The 22,640-nt window shown below is 63.8% G+C and carries 22 protein-coding genes and 3 tRNA genes; 14 read left to right on the forward strand and 11 right to left on the reverse strand.

The window, feature by feature from the left end; translation table 11 throughout:
- The first annotated feature begins 66 nt into the window (after nt 1-66).
- The 4 genes from R4P57_RS06980 (at nt 67) to R4P57_RS06995 (ending at nt 5,305) form a co-directional block, all read left to right on the forward strand.
- A complete protein-coding gene (locus R4P57_RS06980) occupies nt 67-1,869 on the forward strand; it encodes an N-acyl-D-amino-acid deacylase family protein (RefSeq protein ID WP_317802112.1) in 1,803 nt (600 codons plus the stop codon).
- Nucleotides 1,866-2,471, forward strand: coding sequence for a TetR/AcrR family transcriptional regulator (locus R4P57_RS06985; protein WP_317802113.1), 606 nt, complete (start codon nt 1,866-1,868; stop codon nt 2,469-2,471). Before R4P57_RS06980 ends, R4P57_RS06985 begins: the two co-directional genes overlap by 4 nt.
- Complete coding sequence (locus tag R4P57_RS06990) at nt 2,468-3,301, forward strand: alpha/beta fold hydrolase (RefSeq protein WP_317802114.1); 834 nt, start codon at nt 2,468-2,470, stop codon at nt 3,299-3,301. The genes R4P57_RS06985 and R4P57_RS06990 overlap by 4 nt, the downstream gene beginning before the upstream one ends.
- 111 nt (nt 3,302-3,412) lie before the next feature.
- Entirely contained in the window at nt 3,413-5,305 is a 1,893-nt protein-coding gene (locus R4P57_RS06995; RefSeq protein ID WP_317802115.1) for a glycosyltransferase, read from the forward strand.
- Here R4P57_RS06995 and R4P57_RS07000 read toward each other — a convergent pair whose 3' ends face one another.
- The 5 genes from R4P57_RS07000 to R4P57_RS07020 form a co-directional block, all read right to left on the reverse strand.
- Nucleotides 5,306-6,169 carry a TylF/MycF/NovP-related O-methyltransferase gene (locus R4P57_RS07000; protein WP_317802116.1) on the reverse strand — a complete coding sequence of 288 codons (864 nt, stop codon included), beginning with the start codon at nt 6,167-6,169 and terminating at the stop codon, nt 5,306-5,308.
- A gap of 73 nt (nt 6,170-6,242) precedes the next feature.
- A complete protein-coding gene (locus R4P57_RS07005) occupies nt 6,243-7,145 on the reverse strand; it encodes a glycosyltransferase family 2 protein (protein WP_317802117.1) in 903 nt (300 codons plus the stop codon).
- 34 nt (nt 7,146-7,179) lie between these two features.
- Nucleotides 7,180-7,980 (reverse strand): ABC transporter ATP-binding protein, encoded by an 801-nt coding sequence (locus R4P57_RS07010; protein WP_317802118.1) that lies wholly within the window; start codon nt 7,978-7,980, stop codon nt 7,180-7,182.
- Nucleotides 7,981-7,991: 11 nt separating this feature from the next.
- Complete coding sequence (locus R4P57_RS07015; protein ID WP_317802323.1) at nt 7,992-8,828, reverse strand: ABC transporter permease; 837 nt, start codon at nt 8,826-8,828, stop codon at nt 7,992-7,994.
- 81 nt (nt 8,829-8,909) lie between these two features.
- Nucleotides 8,910-9,494: a bacterial proteasome activator family protein gene (locus R4P57_RS07020; RefSeq protein ID WP_317802119.1), complete on the reverse strand. Its 585-nt coding sequence runs from the start codon at nt 9,492-9,494 to the stop codon at nt 8,910-8,912.
- Nucleotides 9,495-9,669: 175 nt separating this feature from the next.
- On the opposite strand from R4P57_RS07020, the gene R4P57_RS07025 reads away from it, so the two are divergent.
- Entirely contained in the window at nt 9,670-10,875 is a 1,206-nt protein-coding gene (locus R4P57_RS07025) for a cysteine desulfurase-like protein (protein ID WP_317802120.1), read from the forward strand.
- A gap of 71 nt (nt 10,876-10,946) precedes the next feature.
- Here the strand turns inward: R4P57_RS07025 and R4P57_RS07030 are convergent, their stop codons facing one another.
- Nucleotides 10,947-11,936 carry an NAD(P)H-quinone oxidoreductase gene (locus R4P57_RS07030; protein WP_317802121.1) on the reverse strand — a complete coding sequence of 330 codons (990 nt, stop codon included), beginning with the start codon at nt 11,934-11,936 and terminating at the stop codon, nt 10,947-10,949.
- 79 nt (nt 11,937-12,015) lie between these two features.
- Nucleotides 12,016-13,050, reverse strand: a complete 1,035-nt coding sequence (gene mgrA / locus R4P57_RS07035) for an L-glyceraldehyde 3-phosphate reductase (RefSeq protein ID WP_317802122.1) — start codon at nt 13,048-13,050, stop codon at nt 12,016-12,018.
- Between the two features lie 77 nt (nt 13,051-13,127).
- On the opposite strand from mgrA, the gene R4P57_RS07040 reads away from it, so the two are divergent.
- The 3 genes from R4P57_RS07040 to R4P57_RS07050 all read left to right on the forward strand — a co-directional run bounded on the left by R4P57_RS07040 (nt 13,128) and on the right by R4P57_RS07050 (nt 15,289).
- Nucleotides 13,128-13,640: a MarR family winged helix-turn-helix transcriptional regulator gene (locus tag R4P57_RS07040; RefSeq protein ID WP_411742314.1), complete on the forward strand. Its 513-nt coding sequence runs from the start codon at nt 13,128-13,130 to the stop codon at nt 13,638-13,640.
- A gap of 45 nt (nt 13,641-13,685) precedes the next feature.
- Nucleotides 13,686-13,775: transfer RNA gene (locus tag R4P57_RS07045), tRNA-Ser, on the forward strand.
- Between the two features lie 614 nt (nt 13,776-14,389).
- Nucleotides 14,390-15,289 (forward strand): ScbA/BarX family gamma-butyrolactone biosynthesis protein, encoded by a 900-nt coding sequence (locus R4P57_RS07050; RefSeq protein WP_317802124.1) that lies wholly within the window; start codon nt 14,390-14,392, stop codon nt 15,287-15,289.
- A gap of 38 nt (nt 15,290-15,327) precedes the next feature.
- On the opposite strand, the gene R4P57_RS07055 is transcribed toward R4P57_RS07050, so the two are convergent.
- Nucleotides 15,328-15,972 (reverse strand): ScbR family autoregulator-binding transcription factor, encoded by a 645-nt coding sequence (locus tag R4P57_RS07055; protein WP_317802125.1) that lies wholly within the window; start codon nt 15,970-15,972, stop codon nt 15,328-15,330.
- A 530-nt stretch (nt 15,973-16,502) separates the two neighbouring features.
- Here R4P57_RS07055 and R4P57_RS07060 point away from each other — a divergent pair.
- Nucleotides 16,503-17,315, forward strand: a complete 813-nt coding sequence (locus R4P57_RS07060; protein WP_317802126.1) for a formate/nitrite transporter family protein — start codon at nt 16,503-16,505, stop codon at nt 17,313-17,315.
- Nucleotides 17,316-17,332: 17 nt separating this feature from the next.
- Here R4P57_RS07060 and R4P57_RS07065 read toward each other — a convergent pair whose 3' ends face one another.
- A complete protein-coding gene (locus R4P57_RS07065) occupies nt 17,333-18,256 on the reverse strand; it encodes a pseudouridine synthase (protein ID WP_317802127.1) in 924 nt (307 codons plus the stop codon).
- A gap of 78 nt (nt 18,257-18,334) precedes the next feature.
- On the reverse strand, nt 18,335-18,688 hold the full coding sequence (locus R4P57_RS07070) for an excalibur calcium-binding domain-containing protein (RefSeq protein WP_317802128.1): 354 nt from the start codon (nt 18,686-18,688) through the stop codon (nt 18,335-18,337).
- 144 nt (nt 18,689-18,832) lie between these two features.
- Between R4P57_RS07070 and R4P57_RS07075 the strand changes: the two genes are divergently transcribed.
- Together R4P57_RS07075 and R4P57_RS07080 are read left to right on the forward strand one after the other, a co-directional pair.
- Nucleotides 18,833-19,036 (forward strand): DUF3072 domain-containing protein, encoded by a 204-nt coding sequence (locus tag R4P57_RS07075; protein ID WP_317802129.1) that lies wholly within the window; start codon nt 18,833-18,835, stop codon nt 19,034-19,036.
- A gap of 291 nt (nt 19,037-19,327) precedes the next feature.
- The gene (locus R4P57_RS07080) at nt 19,328-20,374 is read left to right on the forward strand and encodes an alpha/beta hydrolase family protein (RefSeq protein WP_317802324.1); all 1,047 of its coding nucleotides are present in this window, start codon (nt 19,328-19,330) and stop codon (nt 20,372-20,374) included.
- Here R4P57_RS07080 and hisC read toward each other — a convergent pair.
- Nucleotides 20,363-21,415 carry a histidinol-phosphate transaminase gene (gene hisC, locus R4P57_RS07085; protein ID WP_317802130.1) on the reverse strand — a complete coding sequence of 351 codons (1,053 nt, stop codon included), beginning with the start codon at nt 21,413-21,415 and terminating at the stop codon, nt 20,363-20,365. The genes R4P57_RS07080 and hisC overlap by 12 nt on opposite strands.
- Before the next feature lie 93 nt (nt 21,416-21,508).
- Here hisC and R4P57_RS07090 point away from each other — a divergent pair, with 93 nt between their 5' ends.
- The 3 genes from R4P57_RS07090 to R4P57_RS07100 all read left to right on the forward strand — a co-directional run bounded on the left by R4P57_RS07090 (nt 21,509) and on the right by R4P57_RS07100 (nt 22,609).
- The gene (locus R4P57_RS07090; RefSeq protein WP_317802131.1) at nt 21,509-22,273 is read left to right on the forward strand and encodes a dienelactone hydrolase family protein; all 765 of its coding nucleotides are present in this window, start codon (nt 21,509-21,511) and stop codon (nt 22,271-22,273) included.
- A 122-nt stretch (nt 22,274-22,395) separates the two neighbouring features.
- Nucleotides 22,396-22,485, forward strand: a tRNA-Ser gene (locus R4P57_RS07095).
- 51 nt (nt 22,486-22,536) lie between these two features.
- A tRNA-Arg gene (locus R4P57_RS07100) sits at nt 22,537-22,609 on the forward strand.
- Nucleotides 22,610-22,640 lie beyond the last annotated feature (31 nt).

Here is a 22,640-nt window from a genome sequence, read left to right on the forward strand (position 1 = left end):
GCCGGAAGTTCGACTCCTCGGGGCTATTGCGAGTGATCACTCTCTAAGTTAGAGTTTAGTCATCCTATGACGGAGGTCACATTGAACTCGAACATTCCTTTCGACGTCGTCATCACCGGTGGCACCGTCTACGACGGGTCCGGCGGTCCAGGAGTGCGAGCCGATGTGGGCATCGTCGACGGTGTCGTGCGGGCCGTATCCTCCACACCGCTGGAGCCTGGCGCGACGACCGAGGTGGTCGACGCCACCGGCAAGTGGGTCACGCCGGGCTTCGTGGACGTACATACCCATTACGACGCGGAGGTGCTTGTCGGCCCGGGCCTCGAAGAGTCCGTTCGGCACGGGGTCACGACTGTTCTGCTGGGGAACTGTTCGTTGTCGACGCTCTACTCCACTCCGGTCGACATCGCGGATCTGTTCAGTCGGGTCGAGGCGCTGCCGCGCGATCATGTGCTCAAAGCCGTCGATACGCACAAGACGTGGAACAGCCCCGACGAGTACATCGCTGCGCTCGAGCGCCTGCCCCTCGGCCCCAATATCGCTGCTCTGGTAGGGCATTCGGATCTACGTGCGCATGTGATGGGCCTGGACCGATCGACCGATCGCAGTCAGAGGCCCACCCGCGAGGAATGGCGTGCCATGTCGGACGCGCTCGAGGAGGCGCTCGATGCCGGACTGCTCGGAATGTCGACCATGACGAACCCGTGGGACAAGTTGGACGGCGATCGGTACCGGTCTCGTTCGTTGCCCTCCTCGTACGCGCGGTGGAGCGAATTCCGCGCTCTGCACAAGATCCTGCGTAAGCGCGGCCGTCTGCTGCAGAGCATTCCGAACTTGAACACCAAATACGACATGCTGTTCTTCCTCGCCTCGGCCACCGGCATCGGCCGCACTCCGCTCAAGATCTCGCTGTTGGCGGCAGCGGATGCCAAGGCGTCGCCCTGGATTCATCGCGTCTTCGGTCCGCTCGCTCGCATGGTCAACGGACCGGGCAAGGGTCAGTTCCGCTGGCAGCACCTGCCGACTACGTTCGACGTGTATTCCGACGGCATCGACCTCGTGGTGTTCGAGGAGTTCGGCTCGGGCCGAGCAGCTCTCCATCTGCGAGAAGAGTTGGGACGCAACGAGTTGCTCTCGGACGAGGCGTACCGCCGCTGGTTCCGCGCCGATTTCGAGAAGAAGTTCAGCTCGCGCGTCTGGCATCGAGACTTCGCCGACGCCGAGATCACCGAGTGTCCCGACGCGTCGGTCGTCGGAAAGAATGTCGCGGAGGTCGCGGCCGAACGCGGTGTGCACGTGGTGGACGCATTTCTCGATCTGGTGGTCGAGCACGGCCGGAAACTACGCTGGCACACGACGGTGGCCAATCATCGCAAGCGTCAGATGGACAAGCTGATCAACCAGCCCGGGGTCACCGTGGGGTTTTCCGACGCCGGTGCTCATCTGCGCAACATGGCGTTCTACAACTTCGGCATTCGATTGCTGCACCGCGTGCACGACGCGCGCCACGATCGCCGACCGTTCATGACCGTGGAGAAGGCCGTGCACAAGCTCAGCGGTGAGTTGGCCGACTTCTACGGCGTCGACGCCGGACACGTGCGGGTGGGTGATCGTGCCGACATCGTGGTGATCGATCCGGAGGGCCTGGACGAGGAGGTCCTGGCCTACCGGGAGGAGACCATGCCGGAGTTCGGTGGCCTGAGCCGAATGGTCAACCGCAACGACCGCGCCGTGACGGCGACCCTGGTCGCGGGCCGAGTGGTGTTTTCCGGCGGCACCTTTGCGCCCTGGTTCGGTGTGTCGGAGCGTGCAGGTAGCTTCCTGCGGGCCGGTACCCCCACGGCTCCGCGTCGCCGGGAGCGTGTGTGAGCCCGAGTCAACAACAGCGTCGGACCGAGACGATCGGAAAGCTGCTCGACGCGACGATCGCGTCGTTGTGCGAGAAGGGCTACGCCGCAACCAGTGTCAGCGAGATCGTCAGCCGCGCAGGGGTGTCGTCCGGTGCCATGTTCCGGCATTTCGACACCAGGCTCGACCTGATCGTCGCCGCCGCCGACGAGGTTCGCCGACGCCAGTTCGTCGAGTTTCGTCATGGCCTGTCCGGTTTCGGGAGCGCGTCGGTCGAACACTGTCTCGAATTGCTCAGGGCTGCGTGCCGCGCCCCGATCAACGGCGCGTGGTACGAGCTCCTGACCGCAGCCCGCAGTGACGAGGAGCTACGAGAGAGGCTGCAGCCCTTCACTGTTCGCTATCACGAGCAGATCGCCGAACTGGCTCGCACGCTACCGGTCGCCGGCGTGATAGATCCACGGCATCTGGAGACGGTGATCTTCAGCGTGGTGCATCTGCTCGACGGCGAGGCGTTGGCAGCCGTGGTGCATCCGCAACCCGAGCAGGAGGCCATGCGGCTGAACATGATTGCTCACCTGTTGCGCGGTGGCACTCTGCACGCCCTGATCGACGCGGGATGACCCGCTGGACAGTGCGTACGCCCGGCGCCGCACTTCCCGTCGTCGAGTACGGGAACCCGGCGGCGCGTTCGACGGTGCTGCTGGTGCACGGTTATCCCGACAACCGTCACGTGTTCGATCCGCTGATCGCCGAGCTCGGCGACCAGGTCCGGGTGATCGCCTACGACACGAGAGGCAGTGGAGCGTCCGCGCTCGAGCCCGCGGCGGACGTGTCCATCGAGCAGCTGGCGCGGGATGCCTTCGCGGTGGTGGAGTCGATTCCGGGGCTCACCGGAAAGGTCCACGTCTTCGCCCACGACTGGGGGTCGGTCCAGATGTGGGAGGCGATGGCCTCGCCTCGCGCCTCCACCGCCTTCGCGTCGTACACATCGGTATCCGGGCCCAGTCTGGATCACCTACGGCAGGTGGCGCGATCGCGGCTGGTGCGACCGCATCGATGGCCGTCACTCTTGGGGCAGTTGGCGCGGTCCTGGTACGTCTTCGGGTTCCACGTACCCGTCCTGGGCAGACGGGTTCCTGGGTTGCTGGCGCGACTGTGCGCCGTGGGCGAGCCGACCCCGACGGTGGCCGACCAGCAGCGCGGCATCGCCCTGTACCGCGCCAACGTGCTGAGGCGTCTCCTCGGCGGACCCGCCCCGCGGTGCGCCGTCCCGACCACCGTGGTCGTACCGACACACGACCGCATGCTGTCGCCGAACCTCACCGACGGTCTGGATCGATGGATCCCCGACCTGCGCGTCGTTCAGGTGGATGCGGGCCATTGGTGGCCGTTCACGCACCCGGCCGACGCCGCCCGCGTGCTGTTGGCGAGGGTGCAGGAAGCGGAGTAGACGGCGAGCGTCGGACGGATCGGTCGGGGGCTGTGCAACCATGGTCAGTGGTCTTCTTCTCTCCACGGCCGCACAGAGCCACTACTCGAACTGGATGGGGTACTTCTCGGTATGGACGGCACTGCTCTCGATCGTCTCGGCTCCGCATCGGATGTGTCGGCTGTTGCCGGCGGTGACGGTGAGCCCGAACTGACAGTCCAGAGACTGCTGTTCGACGGTCCGTCGCCCCTGGTCAGTGCCGATATGTACAGCTCTGTCGGCAAGGGCAATGCCGAGCGCACCCGCACGGGCGTTCGTATCGCCAAGCGCAGCGTGCTGCACACCAACAGCTACTTCGGACGGTTCCCGGCCAGCTACTGGCAGCGGTGGACCACCGTCACCGAGGTGGTGTTCCGGGCGACTGTCGCCGGTGCCGGTCGGATCGATCTGGTGGCCACGGATTACAAGGGACACGAGCGCACGATGGCCAGTACAACGGTCGATTCCGCGAACGCGTCGACTCAGTTGGCCGTTCCTGTCGCCACGACGCAGTTCCTCGACGGCGGCGCGCTGTACGTCCGCTTCATCACCACATCGAGCGAGTTGTCGGTGCAGGACGCGGAATGGACCGTCGCCGCGCCGGAGAAGTTGCGTCCCACCTCGGTGGTGATCTGCACGTTCAACCGCGCCGACGACTGCGCCAACACCGTCGCCGCCATGGCCGACGATCCCATCGCTCTGCTCGGGGTCGACAACGTCTACGTCGTCGATCAGGGCACCGACCAGGTGCAGACGCGTGAGAAGTTCCAGCGCGTCGCGGCCGAGCTCGGCGACAAGCTCGTCTACATCACGCAGCCCAACCTCGGCGGCGCAGGTGGTTTCACTCGCGGGCTCTACGAGGTGCAGGGCAAGGGCGGCGATCCGGCCAACGTGATCTTCATGGACGACGACGTGCTGTGCGAGCCCGAGGCGATCGTGCGCATGAATTCGTTCGCCAACATGACCGTCGAGCCGGCGATCATCGGCGCGCAGATGCTGTACCTGTTGCACCCCGATCGCGTGCACGTCGGTGCCGAGGTGGCGAACCTGCAGAAGCTCGAAGCCGGAGTGCACGTCAAGAATGCGATCTCGGACAAGAGTGCGTTGAAGCGCAAGCGGCAGCAGGACGTCCGGGTCGACGCCGGCTACAACGGTTGGTGGTCGTGCCTCATCCCGTCCGAGATCGTCGGGCAGGTCGGCTACCCGCTGCCGCTGTTCTTCCAGTGGGACGACATCGAGTACGGATACCGTTCTCGTGCAAACGGATTCGCTACCGTGACGCTTCCGGGCGCAGCGGTGTGGCATGCCGACTTCGCGTGGAAGGACTGGGACGAGTGGCACCGCTACTTCAACCTGCGCAACGGCATGATCACCGCGGCCCTGCACATCGAACTCGACGGACGCGCGCTCGCCAAGCAGCTGTTCACCGATCTGCTGCGGTACCTGGTGTCGATGCAGTACGGCATGGCATACACGCTGATCAAGGCCGTCGAGGACTTCCTGGCCGGCCCCGATCATCTGCTCGACGGCGGAATGGACGCTGCCGGTTCCATCCGGCGTGAACGTGCTGCTTACGGAGAAACCAAGCGCCACAACGCGAACGACGTCCCCGGGGTGCGTCCGGCCGACATGTTCATCACTCCGGCAGGCCCGCCGCCGAAGAAGACCATGGAATTCGCAGTGCTGGCCAAGCGGATGCTCAATCAGTGGCGCGGCACGGTGAATCCCGGCCCGGTTGCGATCTCGGCCGACGACGCGCACTGGTGGCACGTCTCGCTGTTCTCCCACGCCATCGTCACCGATCGTTCACAGGAAGGCGTTCGAGTTCGCACGCGCAACAAGGCACATGCGGTCGAGCTGCTCAAGCGTGGCGTCACCGCGCTCAAGCGTCTGCGCACCGAGACGCCGACGGTTGCCGCGTCCTACCGCGCCGCCGTGCCGAAGCTGACGAGCCGAGAGAACTGGGCTCGCCTCTACGGCCAGTAGCTAATTGGCGCGAACCACCGGAGCCGTGCGAATGCGTACGACAACCTGTTCGTTGTCGGCGGTGTAGCCCAGGTAGTCGAACTCGGTACCGGTGCGTGCGACGAATTCCGTCCACGCCCGGTACTCGTGGTTGCGCCAGCCGGGGAAGTTGAAGTACTCGTCGAACACGATCACGGTGCCCGCGGCGAGTCGGTCTGCCACCAGATCCAGCACGGTGACCGTCGACGAGTACAGATCTGCGTCCAGATGCAGGAACGCCAACTTCTCGTGGTGACCCTTCAGGAAGCCCGGCAGTGAATCCTCGAACAATCCCGGCACAATCTGTGCGCCCGGCACTTCGGGGATGGTGTCCTGCTCGAACAGGCCTTTCGGAAAGCCCGTACGCCAGGTCTCGGGTAGGCCGGAGAAAACGTCGAATCCGGCGACGACGGTGATGTCCTTGCGCGAGGTCAATTCCTCGGCGATGATCTCGAGCGTCGTGCCGCTGGCGACTCCGAATTCGAGTGCCATGCCGCGGATGGAGACCTCTCCGAGGGCGAATCGCAGCGTCGCGTGCGGCCGCAGGAACGTCGGTGCCAGCGGCATCATCTCTTCGGCGAATTCGGCACTCTGGGCGGCTGCTTCGACGTCGGACGCGTACGGGATGTCACGACGCATCCGCATCTCGAGGCCGCGGATGAATGCGTGCAGATCGTCGATCTCACGCCGTTGGCGTTCGAGGACGTCGAGCAATTTCGCCTGCTGATCGCTGGTCTGCTCGGCCAGCTGGGCGGTCTGCTGAGCCAGAACCTCGCCGATCGCTCGTTGAAGCTTCTCCCGTGCCGACGACTTGATGCGATCAGCGAGCTTCCGAGGTTCCGTCATGGGCACACGGTAGCGGTATCACGCGGGTCGGCGCACCCCTTGGCGGACGGCGCTGTGTCGATGTTTGCCGGGGCTAGGGCCTACGGAAGTGTTCCCGACGCCCCAGCCCGCGCAGCCGGAACCACTCGGCCAGACCCTTCGGGTTGCGGGTGGTGATCAGGAAGAACCAGGTGAAGCGAATCCACTCCTGCGGCAGCAGCTTTCGCATGCCCGGCTGCGACATCAGGTAGCCGCGATTGCGGTACGTGAAGTAGCGCTTGGTCGCGTCCTCCGGGTACTGCGTGTGCATCCGGCCACCGAGGATCGGCTTGAACTCCTCGGCCCCGTTGGGATGGACGTAGGCGGTCGTGAGGCAGGTGCCGAACTTCAGGCCCGAGCGCTGCAACCGACGATGCACTTCCACCTCGTCGCCGCGGACGAACAGGCGCAGATCGGGCACGCCGACCGCATCGATCGTCGACGCCTTGAACAGTGCTCCGTTGAACAGTGAGGCGATGCCTTCGAGTAGGTCGTCGTCCGGGTTCGCCGGGTCGATCAATTCGGACCGCAGCCGGCGCCACTCGACGCCGCGGCGCAATGGAAACGCCAGTCGGTCCGGATCCTCGATGTCGCAGACGACGGGGGAGACCTCGTCGAGTCCGTGGGTGAGGGCGCAGTCGTAGAGGGTCTCGAGCACCTTCGGGCCCTCGGGGCGACCGTCGTCGTCGGCGAGGAACACCCAATCGGCACCGAGGGAGAGCGCGTACAGAATCCCGAGCGCGAAACCGCCCGCGCCGCCCAGATTGTGCTGCGAGCCGAGATACGTCGTCGGCAGGTCGATCGATTCCACCAGTTCGCGTACGGCGGGCTCATCGGCATTGTCGACGACGACCAGATGATCGAGCGGACGCGTCTGCCTACCGATCACGTCGAGCGAGAGAGCCAACAACTCACGCCGCTTGTGCGTGACGATGACGCCGACAATCTTGTCGGTCACGTTCTCGATCCCCTATTCGTTCCGCAGGCTCCACTCACTGCTGGTCTTCCCGTTCGATTTCCTTCAGGATCTGCGCGACGTGGTCGCCCGCGTCGTTGCCCTCGTATGCCCGCACCACGTCCTCGATCCCGCCCTGCTGCCGGATCTGTCCGTGATCGATCCACATCGCCGTGTCGCACAGCTGAGCCAGGAATTCGTTGGAGTGGCTGGCGAACACCAGGATTCCCGAGCGCTTCACCAACTCCTGCAGTCGCAGCCGAGCCTTCTTCATGAATTCCGCGTCGACGGCTCCGATGCCCTCGTCGAGCAGCAGGATCTCCGGGTCGATGCTGGTGACCACACCCATCGCGACACGCACGCGCATGCCCGTCGAGTAGGTACGCAGCGGCATGTCGAGGTAGTCGCCGAGTTCGGTGAAGTCGGCGATCTCGTCCATCTTCGCGAGCATCTGCTTGCGGGTCTGCCCGAGGAACAGTCCGCGGATGATGATGTTCTCGTAGCCGGATATCTCCGGGTCCATACCGACGCCCAGATCGAACACCGGCGCGACGCGTCCGCGGATCGTCGCGCTGCCCCGCGTCGGCTCGTAGATACCCGAGAGCAGACGCAGCAGCGTCGACTTGCCCGCACCGTTGTGTCCCACCAGTCCGACGCGATCGCCGTCCTTCAGGTTCATCGTGATGTTCTTGAGAGCTTCCACGACGACGACGTCGGAGGAGTTGCGGTCGATGGCCCCGCCTGCCTTGCCGAGGAACGCCTTCTTCAGTGACCGCGTCTTGGCGTCGAAGATCGGGAAGTCGACGCAGGCGTCGTGGGTGCTGATGCTGATGGACAACTCGAATACCCCTAAACCCAGTAGGGCACGCGGGCCCGGTACTTCTTGAGTGCGACGATGGCCAGCGCCCATCCGACGACGGTGAAGCCGAGCACGATGTACCAGTGGTACGCCTGCTGATCCTCGCCGATCAGTGGGGCACGGATGATGTCGAGGTAATGGAAGAGCGGGTTGATCTCGACGAGCTTGGCGCGGTTCGCGGCCTCACCGCCCATCGACTCGAGTCCCGAGGTGGTCCACACGATCGGCGTCATGAAGAACATCAGCGTGACGAAGCTGCCGAGGATCGGGGCGATGTCGCGGTAGCGGGTGGCGATGATTCCGAACAGGATGGACACCCACACCGCGTTCAGCAGGATCAGAACCAGCGCGGGGATCGCGAAGACCACGGTCCAGTGCAGCCCGCCCTCGGGCCAGAAGATCGCAATGATGATCACGTAGATCAGCATGTTGTGGCCGAGCAGCAGTAGCTGGCGCCACACCAGGCGATAGACATGCACGCTCAGCGCGCTGGGCAGCTGTTTGATCAGACCCTCGTTGGCGACGAAGACGTCTCCGCCTTCGAGAATCGCAGCACTGATGAGGTTCCAGATGATCAGACCGACGGTGACGTGCGGCAGAAACGATCGCAGGTCGATGTCCAGGAGTACCGAATACAGCAGACCCATGGCGATCGCCTGGACGCCGGTGGCGATGGTGATCCAGAACGGACCGATCACCGACCTGCGATACCGCTGCTTGATGTCCTGCCAGCCGAGATGCAGCCACAGCTCGCGCTGGTTGAAACCGGTTCTGAGGTCGCCGAAAGCCCGCCGATAAGTCTGTGAGTCCGAAACCGGAGCAGGCATCTGATCTCCTGCCTCGCTCTCGGGATCCTTCGCTGGTGCCGACACGACGATCGACACTACCTCTTCACAGGTGTCGACTCTTTACAAGTACTGGCCGGTACCGCTACCACCGTGACCCGCGCCACCAGGAGCGCCCATCACACCGGGAGGCAACGCACCCTGCCGCATCTGCTCGAGTTGAGCCCGCGCGGCCATCTGCTGAGCGAACAGGGCCGTCTGGATGCCGTGGAACAGGCCTTCGAGCCAGCCGACGAGCTGAGCCTGCGCGATGCGCAGTTCCGCGTCGGTAGGGACCACGTCGTCGCCGAAGGGCAGTACCAGGCGTTCGAGCTCGTCGCGCAGTTCCGGTGCGAGGCCCTGTTCGAGTTCGTGGATGGACGACTTGTGGATTTCCTTCAGCCGCGTTCGGCTCGCGTCGTCGAGTGGTGCGGCGCGCACCTCCTCGAGAAGCTGCTTGATCATCGTGCCGATGCGCATCACCTTCGCGGGCTGCTCGACCATCTCCGACAGGCCAGATCCATCGTCCGATCCGTCGTTCGCGGAGGATCCGGCGGCGCGAGCCGCGGCGGCCGTCGCTTCCTCGCGGCTCAGGGCGAGCGGTTCTCCATTGGGGCCGATCACAACAACATGGTCGTCGGATGCGCTGTTCGGCTCGGATTGAGTCATATATCCATCTTTACGCCTCGCTCGCCGTTGCGCGATCGTCCGGGGCGATTATCCTGGTTCGGTCGTCGGGAACAGTGGAGGCCGGGAGGATCGAGCGTGCGAGGTGGGCAACCGTTCCCTGGGGAAACAGGACGTGGAACACATGCTTCACCGGTCGGCGCTTAGAGTGTCCGGCATGGGGTACGACGTTGCGCGGGTGAGAGGGTCCATTCCCTCGCTCGGTGACGGGTGGATTCACCTCGACCCTCAGCTGGGCATGCTGATCCCGGACCGCGTGTCCACCGCTGTATCCACCGCATTCCGGCACAGTGCCTCCAATCATTCGGCCGGCAACACCTCGGCCAAGCGCAGTGCAGCTCTGCTGGAATCCGCTCGCGTCGCGATCGCCGATCTGGTCGGTGCCTATCCGTCCGGTGTGGTCATCGGTCCTGACCGCGCGACGCTGCTGTCCTGGCTCGCGGATTCGATGAGCTCGCGGCTGGGGCTGGGAACCGGTCTGGTGCTCTCGCGTCTGGACGAGGAAGCGAACGTGGCACCGTGGCTGCGAGTGGCCGGTCGAACCGGCGCACACGTGCGGTGGGCCGAAGTCGAGATCGACACGTGTGAACTTCCGACGTGGCAGTTCGCCGACCTGATCACCTCCACCACTCGGCTCGTGGCGGTCACTGCGGCGTCGCCGATCGTCGGTAGTGCGCCCGATGTTCGGGTCGCGGCGGATCTGGTGCACGAGGTCGGTGGGCTCATCGTGGTCGACGCGGCCGGAGCTACCCCCTACGCCCACGTCGACATCAAGGAACTCGGGGCGGACATCGTCGCGATCGACACGGCCGCATGGGGTGGGCCGTCGGTCGGTGCGCTGATCTTCCGCGATCCGACGCTGTTGGAACAGTTGCCGTCGATGTCGCTGAACCCGTCGGCCAAGGGGCCTCAGCGGCTCGAGGTCAGCGCGCATCAGTACGCCTTGTTGGCGGGCGTGGTCTCGTCCATCGACTACCTGGCCAATCTCGACGACGCAGCGACCGGGACGCGTCGCGAGCGCCTCGAGCTGTCCATCGGATCGTTGCAGCATTACCACGACGGTCTCTTCGACTACCTGATGAAGGCGCTCGATTCCCTGGACCACGTCATGGTGCTGGGCAACGCACCGACGCGCATTCCCACTCTGAGTTTCACCGTCGAGGGCATGCCCGCGGTGAAGGTGTCCGAGCAACTCGCGCAAGCCAGAATCGGCAGTGTCAGCGGAGTCCACGGTGGCAGTCGGTTGCTCGACGCATTGGGCGTCAACGACGAGGGTGGTGCCGTCAGCATCGGTCTGGCTCCGTACACCACCCGCTACGAGATCGATCAGCTGAAGTCCGCTCTCGCCGCGCTCGCTCTCTAGAGCGGCTCCGCCGCACGTGCGCGGAACTTCGACCCCTGCTACGAAGTTCCACTCACGACCGCTGAACTGCGCTACTGGACTCGCAGGATCACTTTCCCGATGGTCTCGGCCTCGTCGAGCATCCGATGTCCTCGTGCCGCTTCGGTTATCGGGATCTCGGCGTGCACGACGGCGGTGACGCGGCCCTCGGAGATCAACGGCCACAGGTGTGCGGTCATGTCTGCAACGATGTTCGCTTTGCTCGACGGCCCGGTTTCGGGTCGGCCACGCAACCCGGCTGCGTGCACCGAGCCACGCTTGGCGAGGAGTTTGCCGAAGTTCAGCTCGCCCTTCACTCCGCCCTGCATGCCGATGGTGACGACGGTGCCGTCCATGGCCAACGCGTCGAGGTTGCGGTCGAGGTACTTCGCTCCCATGTTGTCCAGGATCAGATCGGCACCGTGATCCTGTGTCTGTGAACGTATCTCGGTGACGAAGTCCTGGTTCTTGTAGTCGATCAGGATGTCTGCACCGAGATCGGCGCACATGTCCAGCTTGTACTTCGATCCGGCGGTGACGGCGACGGTGACGCCCATCTGCTTGGCAAGTTGGATTGCGTGCGTGCCGATTCCGCTGCCGCCGCCGTGGATGAGCAATACCTGCCCCGAACGCATGTGTGCGTCCATCACCAGATTGGACCACACAGTCGAGGCCACTTCCGGAAGTGCCGCTGCCACATGCAGATCGAGGCCCTGCGGAATGGGAAAGAGCTGGGTGGCGGGTACGGCGACCTGCTCGGCGTAGCCACCGCCTGCCAACAGGGCACACACCCTGTCGCCGACGTTCCAACCGCTGACACCATCGCCGAGTTCGGAAATGATGCCCGAGCACTCGAGCCCGAGAATCTCGCTGGCACCCGGGGGAGGCGGGTAATTGCCCTGACGCTGCATCAGATCGGCGCGGTTGACGGCGGTGGCCGAGACATCGACGATCACCTGCCCGCAGCTCGGACGGGGGTCGGGGACCTCTGTCCATTCCATGACGTCGGGATCGCCGAACTCTTTCAGTGTGATGGCACGCATGTCTCCATAGTGCGCCTCCGGCGCAGTGGCGCGGCTAAGTGCCCCAGGGGGCACTCAACCACTCCACTGCCGCAGGCACCTACAGGTCCCAGAGATTGATTCCGAAGTCCTCGGCGTGCGTGTCGATCTCGGCGAGTTCTGCGTCGGTGAAGTCCAGGTTCTTCAGCGCCGCCACGTTGTTCTCGAGCTGTTCGACGCTCGATGCGCCGATCAGTACCGAGGTCACGCGCGGGTCGCGCAGGGCCCAGCTCAGGGCGAGTTGCGCGAGGGATTGGCCGCGAGTCGAGGCGATCTCGTTCAACGCCAGGAGATGCCCGATGTGGTCGTCGGTGAGCCAGTCCGGATTCAGCGATTTACCCTGCGCTGCCCGCGAATTCGACGGGACGCCATCGAGGTACTTGTCGGTGAGCATGCCCTGGGCCAGAGGTGAGAACGCGATGACGCCCGCGCCCACCGCGTCGAGGGTGCCGAGCAGTTCGGGTTCGATCCACCGATTGACCATCGAGTAGCTCGGCTGGTGGATCAACAGGGGAACACCCGCGTCGGCGAGCAGCTCCGCCATCTTCTGCGTCCCCTCGGGCTTGTACGAGCTGATGCCGGCGTACAGCGCTTTGCCCTGCTGGACAGCGCTGATCAGTGCGCCTGCAGTCTCTTCGATCGGGGTGTCGTGGTCGGGCCGGTGGCTGTAGAAGATGTCGACGTGGTCGAGTCGCATCCGCGTCAACGACTGCTCTAGCGAGGACAGCAGGTATTTGCGAGAGCCACCGAAGCCGTAGGGGCCGGGCCACATGTCCCAGCCGGCTTTGCTGGAAATGATCAGCTCGTCGCGATATCCGGCGAAATCCTCGGAGAAGATGCGGCCGAAGTTCTTCTCCGCACTGCCGTACGGCGGGCCGTAATTGTTGGCCAGATCGAAGTGCGTGATACCGAGATCGAATGCGCGACGCAGGATCGCGCGCTGGTTCATCAACGGTACGTCGTCTCCGAAGTTGTGCCACAGTCCCAACGACACCGCCGGAAGTCGGGGGCCACGCGAGCCCACTCGGCGGAAGAGCATGGACTCGTAGCGATCGGCGGTGGCAACGTACGGCGGGTCGATGTTGGGATCGGTCATACCTCGACCATAGGGCGCTGCACCCAACAGGGCCTCGAACCGCGTCAACCTACTCGCGGGTAGATTTCCTGCCTAAGATGACACGCGTGACGGCCGAATTAGCCATTGGTCCCGGGGGGGACCCGCAGTGGCTCGACACTGCGGAAATGAAAGCATGGCGCGCCTATATGGACGGCGGGCAACGATTGATGGGGGTATTGAACAAGGATCTGCAGGATCGCCACGATCTGTCGATGGCCGAATACCGCATCCTGGTGATGTTGTCGGAATCGATCGACGGCTCCATCAGAATGAGTGAGCTGGCCGACGGTGTCCTGTCCTCTAGAAGTCGCCTGACGCATCAGATCAGGCGAATGGAACTCCAGGACATGGTGTCTCGCAGTACCTGCGTCAACGACGGTAGGAGCGTGCTCGCGGTGATCACCGACGAAGGCCGTCGACGATTGGCGGAGGCGGCACCCACTCACGTCCGCAGCGTCCGCCAGCACCTCGTCGACATCCTCTCGCCCCACGAACTCGAGGTGCTGGGCGACATCTTCGAGAAGGTCGACGCCGCGATGGACGCGTCCGGCTCCGCACCGCGACGATGAGGGGCGATTGGGCCTCGGTGCGCCCGGCCGTTTAAGATCGCACACGGAAGCGTGGCAGAGCGGCCCAATGCACTCGCCTTGAAAGCGAGAGACGTGTAAAAGCGTCCGGGGGTTCAAATCCCTCCGCTTCCGCCACATGTTCGTCGTCGAAGCCGGTCCACCCGCAAGGGTGGGCCGAGCTCGTTTGCTTCGGTCGACGCTGGGCCAGCGTCGCAAGCGCGCGTGCTCGAACCTTTCGGGCCAGTGTCATTGCTGACCGGTTCGGCAGGTTCTCCGTCGCCGTTCGTTGGGGTTCGATGACTCGTTCCCCGAGGATGTGCCACGGGTACCGGAATCGCTTTCGGTAGGTTCGGTAGATGCGCTGCCCGTGGATGTCAGTAGCGCCATCGCAGGTTTCAGCACGAATCGAACCCTGTTCACCCCCTCTGTCGAATGCCACATTTATTACCTCAAAACATACCGACCGGGCATCTGTGAAGCGGCTACGTGATTGGCAACGGCCGGTGTGGGGGGCAGGTCGGCAGCATCTGGACTAGAAGCTGGGAGGTGGGCTGCGGTTCGACCGCTGCTGCCGATACAACCTCAAACCGGTTGCTGTACAGGCATAATTGCTTTGTGTACTGGAGGCGAAACTGCGGGTTCCGGCAAGGTTCGAACGGCGTCTCGCATGACAACAAATCCGATCGTCGGCAGTTGATGGATTATGGTTAAATTCTGGCCAGTTGGTTTCTTCGACCTGGATGGTGCCCATGAAACTGAGCTATGCGTCTACCGTCCCCCGGCAACTCGTGCACCGGCAGTCGGTCGGCGAGGTCTTGCTCACCGACTACCGGCTGAGAAACGATGCAGCCGACCAGATCGCTGTGCAGCTCCCGGCGTCGCATCGAATCCTCCGGCCGACGCGGCAGCGACACGACCCGCTCATCGTCGCGGAAGCCTTCCGGCAGGCCGTGATGATGCTGTCCCACACCAAATACGCAGTGCCACCGCATTACAAGTTCCTCATGGAACAGTTCGGATTCGGTATCCTCGACGAGCTGGAAATCCGCTCAGCCCCGATGCCGTTGATCCTCGACATGACTACCAACCACGTCGAAACACGAGACGGGACCGTGTCCCGTGTCGACATCGTCGGGGTGCTGCGCGAAGGTCCGCGGGTGCTCGCCCACTGCAGTGCCGTCGCGCGGTGCGTGACGCCGGCCTCGTACAGCCATATCAGGGCGGGCCGCGACATGTACATCGCACACTTCCGTGCGAAACCTCCCGGCAGCGTGGTGATCCCCGCACCGTGTGCAGGCCGCGCCGAAGAACAGGACGTTCTCATCGCCGCCAACCTCCCGGCGGGCGAGCTCTACTGCGCACCGGATCCGAGGAACTACGCACTGTTCGACCGCCCGCTCGACCACATCCCCGGCATGGTCCTCTTCGACGCCGCAATTCAAGCCGTGCGATATCGCGCCAACGATCCGTCTCTGCAACTGGCACGGCTGGCAGCGACGTTCCCGATCTTCACCGAATGGGACGACCCGTGCGACGTCATGGTCTCCGAAGCCCCAGCCCACGGAAGCTTCGGGCGGTCGTGCGTGACATTTCGGCAATCGAATCGCATGACAGCGCAACTGGAGATCACGACGGCAACTTCGTACTGATGCACCTGCCGCACTGCACCAACCTTGCGTCGATTCGGTCAGTGCGACGGGTCGTTCCAGTTCCGAGGAGGCAGACCCGCCAGACGCATCATGTATGGAAGCTTCGGTTTGGTGACGATCGTCGGAAGCACCAGCTCCCACATCTGCCGCAACCGAACGTACAGATCCGCGCGGCCGGTCAGCATCTCGGACAAAATCTGGACGCCGGTGAACGACCCCACCACGAACGTCGCCAGCGCATCGATGTCGGTACCTTTGACCATGTCGCCGTCCGCAGCGGCTTGGGTCGCGAGCTGCCGGATCGACTCGATCCAATCACGGTACGGTTGCTCGATCGGGCCCTGAATGCTGCCGATCTCCATTGTCAGCCTCATGCCACCACGAGCAATTGGTTCCGTCACGAGCTGTCGCGCCATCTCCTGACTTACCAGAACCAGAGACTCGATCGCAGAGTCACTATGGGCAGCAACGACTTTCGTGCCTTCCATGGCCATGTCGTGCTGTGCCGCGATGACTGCGTGTGCGAGGTCTTCCTTCGACTTGAAATGGAAGTACATCGCGCCCTTGGTCACGCTGCAGTACTGCAAGACGGTATTCAGACTCGCTGCGTATCCGAACTTCTCGAAGCTCTTCGCCGCCCCCAGAATCACTGCGTGACGAGTGAGTTCCGCGCGCTCCTGCATCGACTACCTGGCTTCCCGCTCGTGTTCCCAGTATCGGAAACGGTTCGATCCCAAACGAAACTACCCAACAGTCCGCTGCATCGAGAACTCGTGCGACCACACTAGTTCTGGGAGCTATGGAGTTCATCGGATCTGCAATGACCCTGAGCCTCGATCTTCTCTCGTGGGAAAACCTCGACGGTGGACCTGTCATCCAAGGCGGGTGGCATCCGCCTGACAGCGGGTATGGCGTTCGAGAAATGCATATCCGGAGGGAGCGACGGCCTGACGCCTCACGGTCCCGCGCGTCATCGTGTACGTGTCAGCGCCGCGGGAAGGAGCCGAAACTGCGACCTCGTACTGGACGCCGATGAACCAACTTTCCATTCAGGCTCCGATGGGAACGTCGGCATAGGCGTCAGGGCGCAGCGCCCCGGCCGCCCCGGCCGAGTCATGCTCCACCGCGTCTCGAATCGGCTGACGTGGTCGGACTGTCCGACGAAGTGCCGACAGTGCGGTATCAATACCGGTTCAGCGGGTACTACCTGCGAATGAGCGAAGAAGCGCGGCGCAACGACGGTGAAAACGACGGGCCTCTCGAAGAGGAACTCGAGGAGAGTTTCGATGCGGTTGTCTCCGAAGGGGCCGAGCGACTGCATCGCACCGTACGAACCGTGCTGATCACCGGATTCTTCGGCGGCCTCGAAGTCTCCCTGGGCGTGATGGCGTACCTCGCGGTGCTGGACGAGACGGACAGTCATCTCTTGGCGGGTCTGGCGTTCGGCATCGGCCTGGTAGCAATCTATCTCGCCCACGGCGAACTGTTCACCGAGGATTTCCTGATGCCGATCGCGGCGGTGGTGGCCCGCGACGGCACACCTCTGCAGCTCGCGAAGCTGTGGGTCGGGACGCTGTTGGCGAACTTGCTGGGCGGGTGGCTGGTGATGTGGTTGATCGCGCACGCCTTTCCGCAGTGGCTCGAGGTGTTGTCCGAGGCGGCACATCATTTCGTCGACGCACCGCTCCGTCTTCAGTCGATCTGCCTGGCAGTTCTCGGAGGCAGCACGATGACGCTGCTGACCCGCATGCAGCAGGGGACAACCTCCGATGTCGCGCGGATCATCGCCGCCATGGGAGCAGGTTTCCTACTGGCCGGACTGCAGCTTTTCCACTCGATTCTCGATTCCTTGCTGATCTTCGGAGCCATCCACGCGGGCGCGGATGTGGGCTACCGCGACTGGATCGAATGGTTCGGCTACACGGTGGTCTTCAACATCATCGGAGGCGTCGTGTTGGTCACCGCGCTGCGCTTGGTGCGCACGAAGGAGCTTGTGAAGTCCGAGCGTGATCGACATCCCGAGTAGCCGAGCGGAGTCGGGAGTCACGGTCTGCCATCCGATTCCCACCGCTCCAAGCTCAATCCCGTCTCGAAGCGTCGTGCTGCTTTCGAGATCGGGTCCGTGAATTCCATTGCACTGGCGAGCAATTGGAGTGGGTCGGTGAAGTCGTCGACGGCTCGGCCGGTTGCCGTCGGGTAGAGGTCGTCGCCGAGAATGGAAACACCGAGTGAATTCATGTGCAATCGCAGTTGATGGGTGCGACCGGTCAATGGTGTCAGTCGATAGCGACCGAGTCCGTCTCGATGCTCCAGCAGTTCGACGGTGGTGTGCGCGTTGGGTTCACCGGCCACCTCGTGGGCAGTGAAGTCTCCCTTCTCCGTGACGATTCGACTGCGGACGACGGTCGGCAGTACGAGCGACGGGTCGTACGAAGCGATCGCCTCATACTCCTTGTGGACCTTTCGATCCTGGAAGAGCGTTTGATACGCGCCACGAAGTGTCGGATCGACGACGAACAGGACCAGACCCGCGGTGACGCGATCGAGTCGGTGAGCGGGCACCAGTTGCGGCAGATCGAGTTCGAGACGCAATCGCACGAGCGCGGTCTGCAGGATGTGCCCGCCGCGGGGGATGGTCGACAGAAAGTGGGGCTTGTCGATCACCAGCAACGCGTCGTCCCGGTGGACGATCGAGATATCTAACGGCACAACGGTTTCCATCGGAAGATCGCGGTGGAACCAGACTGCCTCACCGGGAACGTACGGTGCGTCCATTGCAAGGGGGCCGGCCATGTCGACGATGTCTCCCGCGTCGAGCATGGCGTCGATCCGGTGCGGGGGAATCCGGAACTCGGTCGCGGCGAGGAAGTCACGAACAGTGCGCCACGTGCCGTCCTCAGGCATCCGGATTCGAGCGGGATCGAGACCGTGCCGCTTCGCCAGGGGCGGTTGCTGGCGACGTCTCACCGGATGAGCGTATCCGCCCGGCGAGATCGCACTTGTGCAGACAAATCAGTGCCATCTGCCTGCACAAGTGCGAATTCGCTACTCGCAGCCGATGCCGTCGTCGTCGCGGTCGAGATGCGGCCCGTAGCCGTACTCGTCCCGATAGACCGGAGCGGCACCGGCGTCACGCGCCGCATCACAGTTCTCGTACTGGAATGCGCCGCCCTGACGGGGTGCGGGGGCTGGAGCGCCCTGTGGCTGCGGCGCAGGAGCAGGCGCCGCCAGTGGGGCCGGAGGTGGTGGAAGGAGCACCGGGCAGAACTGGGCCGAACCGCTGTTGCAGAGGAAATCGGTGATCGGATCGGCCGAGGCGACGGCCGGGGCGGTGACGAGAGCGGCCGCAGCGATTGCGCCGCTGATGCCGATCTTGACCAGCAGGTTCTTCGTCTTCATGGAACTCCAATCGAGGGGATGTGTTGTGGAGCATCCTCGACCACTTGTTGAACTGTCAATCAAGTCATTCGGGTGATCTACGTTCGCAACTCCGTGGAAGGCCACTGTGTTTGGAACCCGTCGATTCGGCGTATTTACGAACGTATGAGCGAAAATGAGCAGGTCAACCAGAACCCCGAGAAGGATCCCGAGGATTGGGTCACCGGCGACGAGCCGATGACCGGCCCACAGAAGAGCTACCTGAGCACTCTTGCGCAGGAAGCGGGCGAGGAAGTTCCCGAGGGTCTCAACAAGGCGCAGGCGTCGGAAATGATCGACAAGCTGCAGGGCGAAACCGGCCGCGGCTGAGCCTCGCTGCGCAGGGCCACTCGATGTGACAACGGCGTTCGGAAGTCCCCTCGAATGTCACATCGAGTGCCCTCGCGGCATCTGTGTCCGCGAGGACATCCGACCAGGTAGACCGTTATGTCTCGAGTACATGTAACAAAGGATCACGCGGACTTTTGTACCTGCCTGTGCGCGGCTATTGTGAGCGAACCCACAGCTTTGGCGTGCGCGCAGATCGGTGGGTACGTTGAGTGACGGATGTTGTTTGTGTTGCGCCCCGTGAGGGTGCGCCGGGGGAGGATGGGCAATCAGATGCACCGTCGAGTGTTGGCAGTAGCGGGAACTGCTCTGGCAGTGTCGCTGCTGGGGTCGGGTCTCGCGGGGGCGCAGCCGCTCCCCGGTACCGGCAGTTCCGATGGTGGCGGTGTGGCTCCTGGAATCGCAGCTCAGTCCCTGCCTCTGGCGTCGGCACGTATCGATCGTGTGGACATGCTGACCGACCGCCGCGCAGCGGTGTGGGTGGAGTCGCCGGCCATGGGCCGCGCCATTCAGGTCCAGGTTCTTCTCCCGGCCGCGCAGGCGGTGTCTCGTCCGACGCTGTACATGCTCGACGGTGTGAGCGCCGGCAAGGAATCCGAGTACAAGGAAAGCACCTGGACGCAGAAGACCGACATCGTCGACTTCTTCGCGGACAAGCAGGTCAACGTCGTGCTCCCGGTCGGTGGATCGAGCAGCTACTACACGGACTGGAACATGCCGGACCCGGTGCTGGGCGTCAACAAGTGGGAGACCTTCCTGACGTCGGAGCTGCCGCCGCTGATCGATGCGCGCTTCTCCGGTAACGGCACCAACGCGATCTCGGGTGTCTCGATGGGTGCCCAGGCCGCAATGGACCTCATCACACGTCACCCCAGCCTCTACACCGGCGTCGCCGGCCTGAGCGGTTGCTACGACAACTCGCAGACCAACTTCAAGGATGCGGTGCGTGCCACCGTCGCCACCAACGGCGGCAATGCAACCAATATGTGGGGCGAGAACACCGATCCCCAGTGGGTCGAGCACGATCCGTCACGTAATGCCGAAGCACTGCGCGGCAAGGACGTCTACCTGTCCGTCGGCACCGGTCTGCCCGGTCCGTACGAGCTCGGCCCCGGTGGTACCGGAGTCGAGAGTGCGCTGATGGGCGGACCGCTCGAGGCGGCCGCGCTGTACTGCACCACCGTGTTCGATACTCGACTCCGGTCGCTGGACATCCCCGCGACCGTTGTCTACCGCCCCTACGGCATCCATCAGTGGCCGTACTGGCAGGACGACCTGCGCGAATCCTGGCCGACGCTCGAACGCTCGCTAGGCCTGTAGAGCAAACTTCAGAAATGCGTCGTTCTCGTGCGGGTCGCCGATGGTGACCCGCACTCCGTCGTTTCCGTAGGCGCGCAGCAGTACGCCCTGTTCGGCTGCAGCAGCGGCGAATTCACCCGAGCGTTCGGCCAGCGGCAGCCAGACGAAGTTGGACTGCGATGCGCCGACGTCATAGCCGCCCGCCACGAGAGCGTCGCGCACACGATCCCGTTCCGCGATGAGGGCATCGGTGCGAGACAGCAGCTCTGCCGACGCCTCCAACGACGCCACCGCCGCTTGCTGCGCAACGGTGCTGACAGCGAATGCGATCCGCACCTTCGACAGTGCCGTGATCACCTCGGGATCGGCCACTGCATAGCCCACCCGTAAGCCGGCGAGTCCGTAGGCCTTAGAGAACGTCCGCAGCACGATCACGTTGCGTCGTCCGCGTGCCAGCTCCACTCCGTCGGTGTGGTTGCCTGCGTCGGGGCGGGTGTACTCGAAGTAGGCCTCGTCGAGAACCACGAGAATGTTCGACGGCACCGCGTCGAGAAACGTGTCGAGCTTGTCGCGTTGGACGACGGTTCCGGTCGGGTTGTTCGGGTTGCAGACGAAGATGAGCCGGGTGCGGTCGGTGATGGCGGCGAGCATCGCGTCGAGATCGTGCACGTGGTCGGCGGTCAACGGAACCAGCACGGGTGTCGCGCCTGCGACGCTGGTGACGATGGGGTACGCCTCGAACGAGCGCCAGGCGAACAACACTTCGTCGCCGGGGCCGCAGGTGATCTGAACGACCTCCTGGCACAGCGAGACGGAACCACTTCCGACGGCCACGTTCTCCGTGGCAACGCCGAGCTTCTTCGCCAGTGATTCGACGAGCGCGGTCGCTCGATTGTCGGGGTAGCGGTTGACGCCACCGACGGCCTCCGCGATCGCGTCGCGCACGCTCGGCAGCGGGCCCTGCGTCGTTTCGTTGCTCGCCAGTTTGATCGCACCCGGAAAGGTGCGTCCGGGAACGTAGGCGGGGATGGCGTCGAGGTCGGGGCGGATGCGCGCGGTCACGGCTGCCATTATGCGCCCAGGTTCGGGGTTGACTTCTGCGCGTCCGTGATATTGCTGTGCACGACCGGACAGATCGTCCTATCTTCGATAAGTATGTCGGGAATATTGAGCGACGTCGCAGTTCTTCGGTCCGCCTCCGCGCCCACGGTCGGCGCGGACGACGTGGTGGACACGACCGCGCACGAATCACCCCCGCGAGAGAAAGTGCCGTTGACGGCCGTCGAACCCGACGGTCCACCTCGCGGCGGAATCGTCGTGCTGCACGAGGCGCGTGAGGTGCCCGAGTCTCTGCTCGACCTACTGCGCGCACTCGCGCTGGAAGGCTGGCTCGCCGTCGCGCCGAACCTGTTCCATCGAGGCCACGGCGACGACAAGGAAGTATTCGGCGACGACCTCTTCGCGGACTTCGACGCCACCTCCGACTGGCTCGTGCAGCGAGGCGTCTATCCCGATTGTGTCGGAGTGATCGGATTCGACGACGCCGGTACCGCAGCGTTCATCGTGGCCACCAGTCGTCCGGTCGGGGCAGCGGTGAGTGTCGCCGCAGCCGGCATCGTCGAACCGCTCAACTCCGACGCAGTCGCGTTGGTCGAGGCTGCACCCAAACTGCAGGCCCCCTGGCTCGGTCTCTACGGCGAGGACGACCCCCACACCCCACCCGATCACATCGAAGCCCTTCGCGACGCCGCCACGCGCGCCTCAGTGGCCACGAACGTCGTCAGCTATTCGGGGCTGAGCCACCGAGCCGACCATCCTCGCGAACAACCCGGCAGTTCCGATCACAGCGACCCCGCAGCGGCCGCGCTCGTCGACGCGCAGACCCGAATCTTCGATTGGTTCGACAGCTTCATGCGTTGAAAGCAACAAGCATCTTTTACGCAAACGCCGCGCGAACCAGAGGCGTCGACCAGCCGTTTTGCCTTCTGGCCTTTGCCGTGTGTAATCTCTTTCCTCGGCGGTCCGAGAGGGCCGGCAGCCTAGGAGGCGTGCCAGAGCGGCCGAATGGGAGTCACTGCTAATGACTTGTCCTTTCACCGGGACCGGAGGTTCAAATCCTCTCGCCTCCGCCACGGACAGTAGGACAACTACCGTCCAGCTTCACCAGTACGACAACTGAACATGCGCCCGTAGCTCAACGGATAGAGCACCTGACTACGGATCAGGAGGTTAGGGGTTCGAATCCCTTCGGGCGCACAGAAGAAAGAGCCCCGAACTGCAGCGATGC

It is taken from the genome of Rhodococcus sp. IEGM 1330, from assembly GCF_033142445.1.
Classification (GTDB): Bacteria; Actinomycetota; Actinomycetes; order Mycobacteriales; family Mycobacteriaceae; genus Rhodococcoides.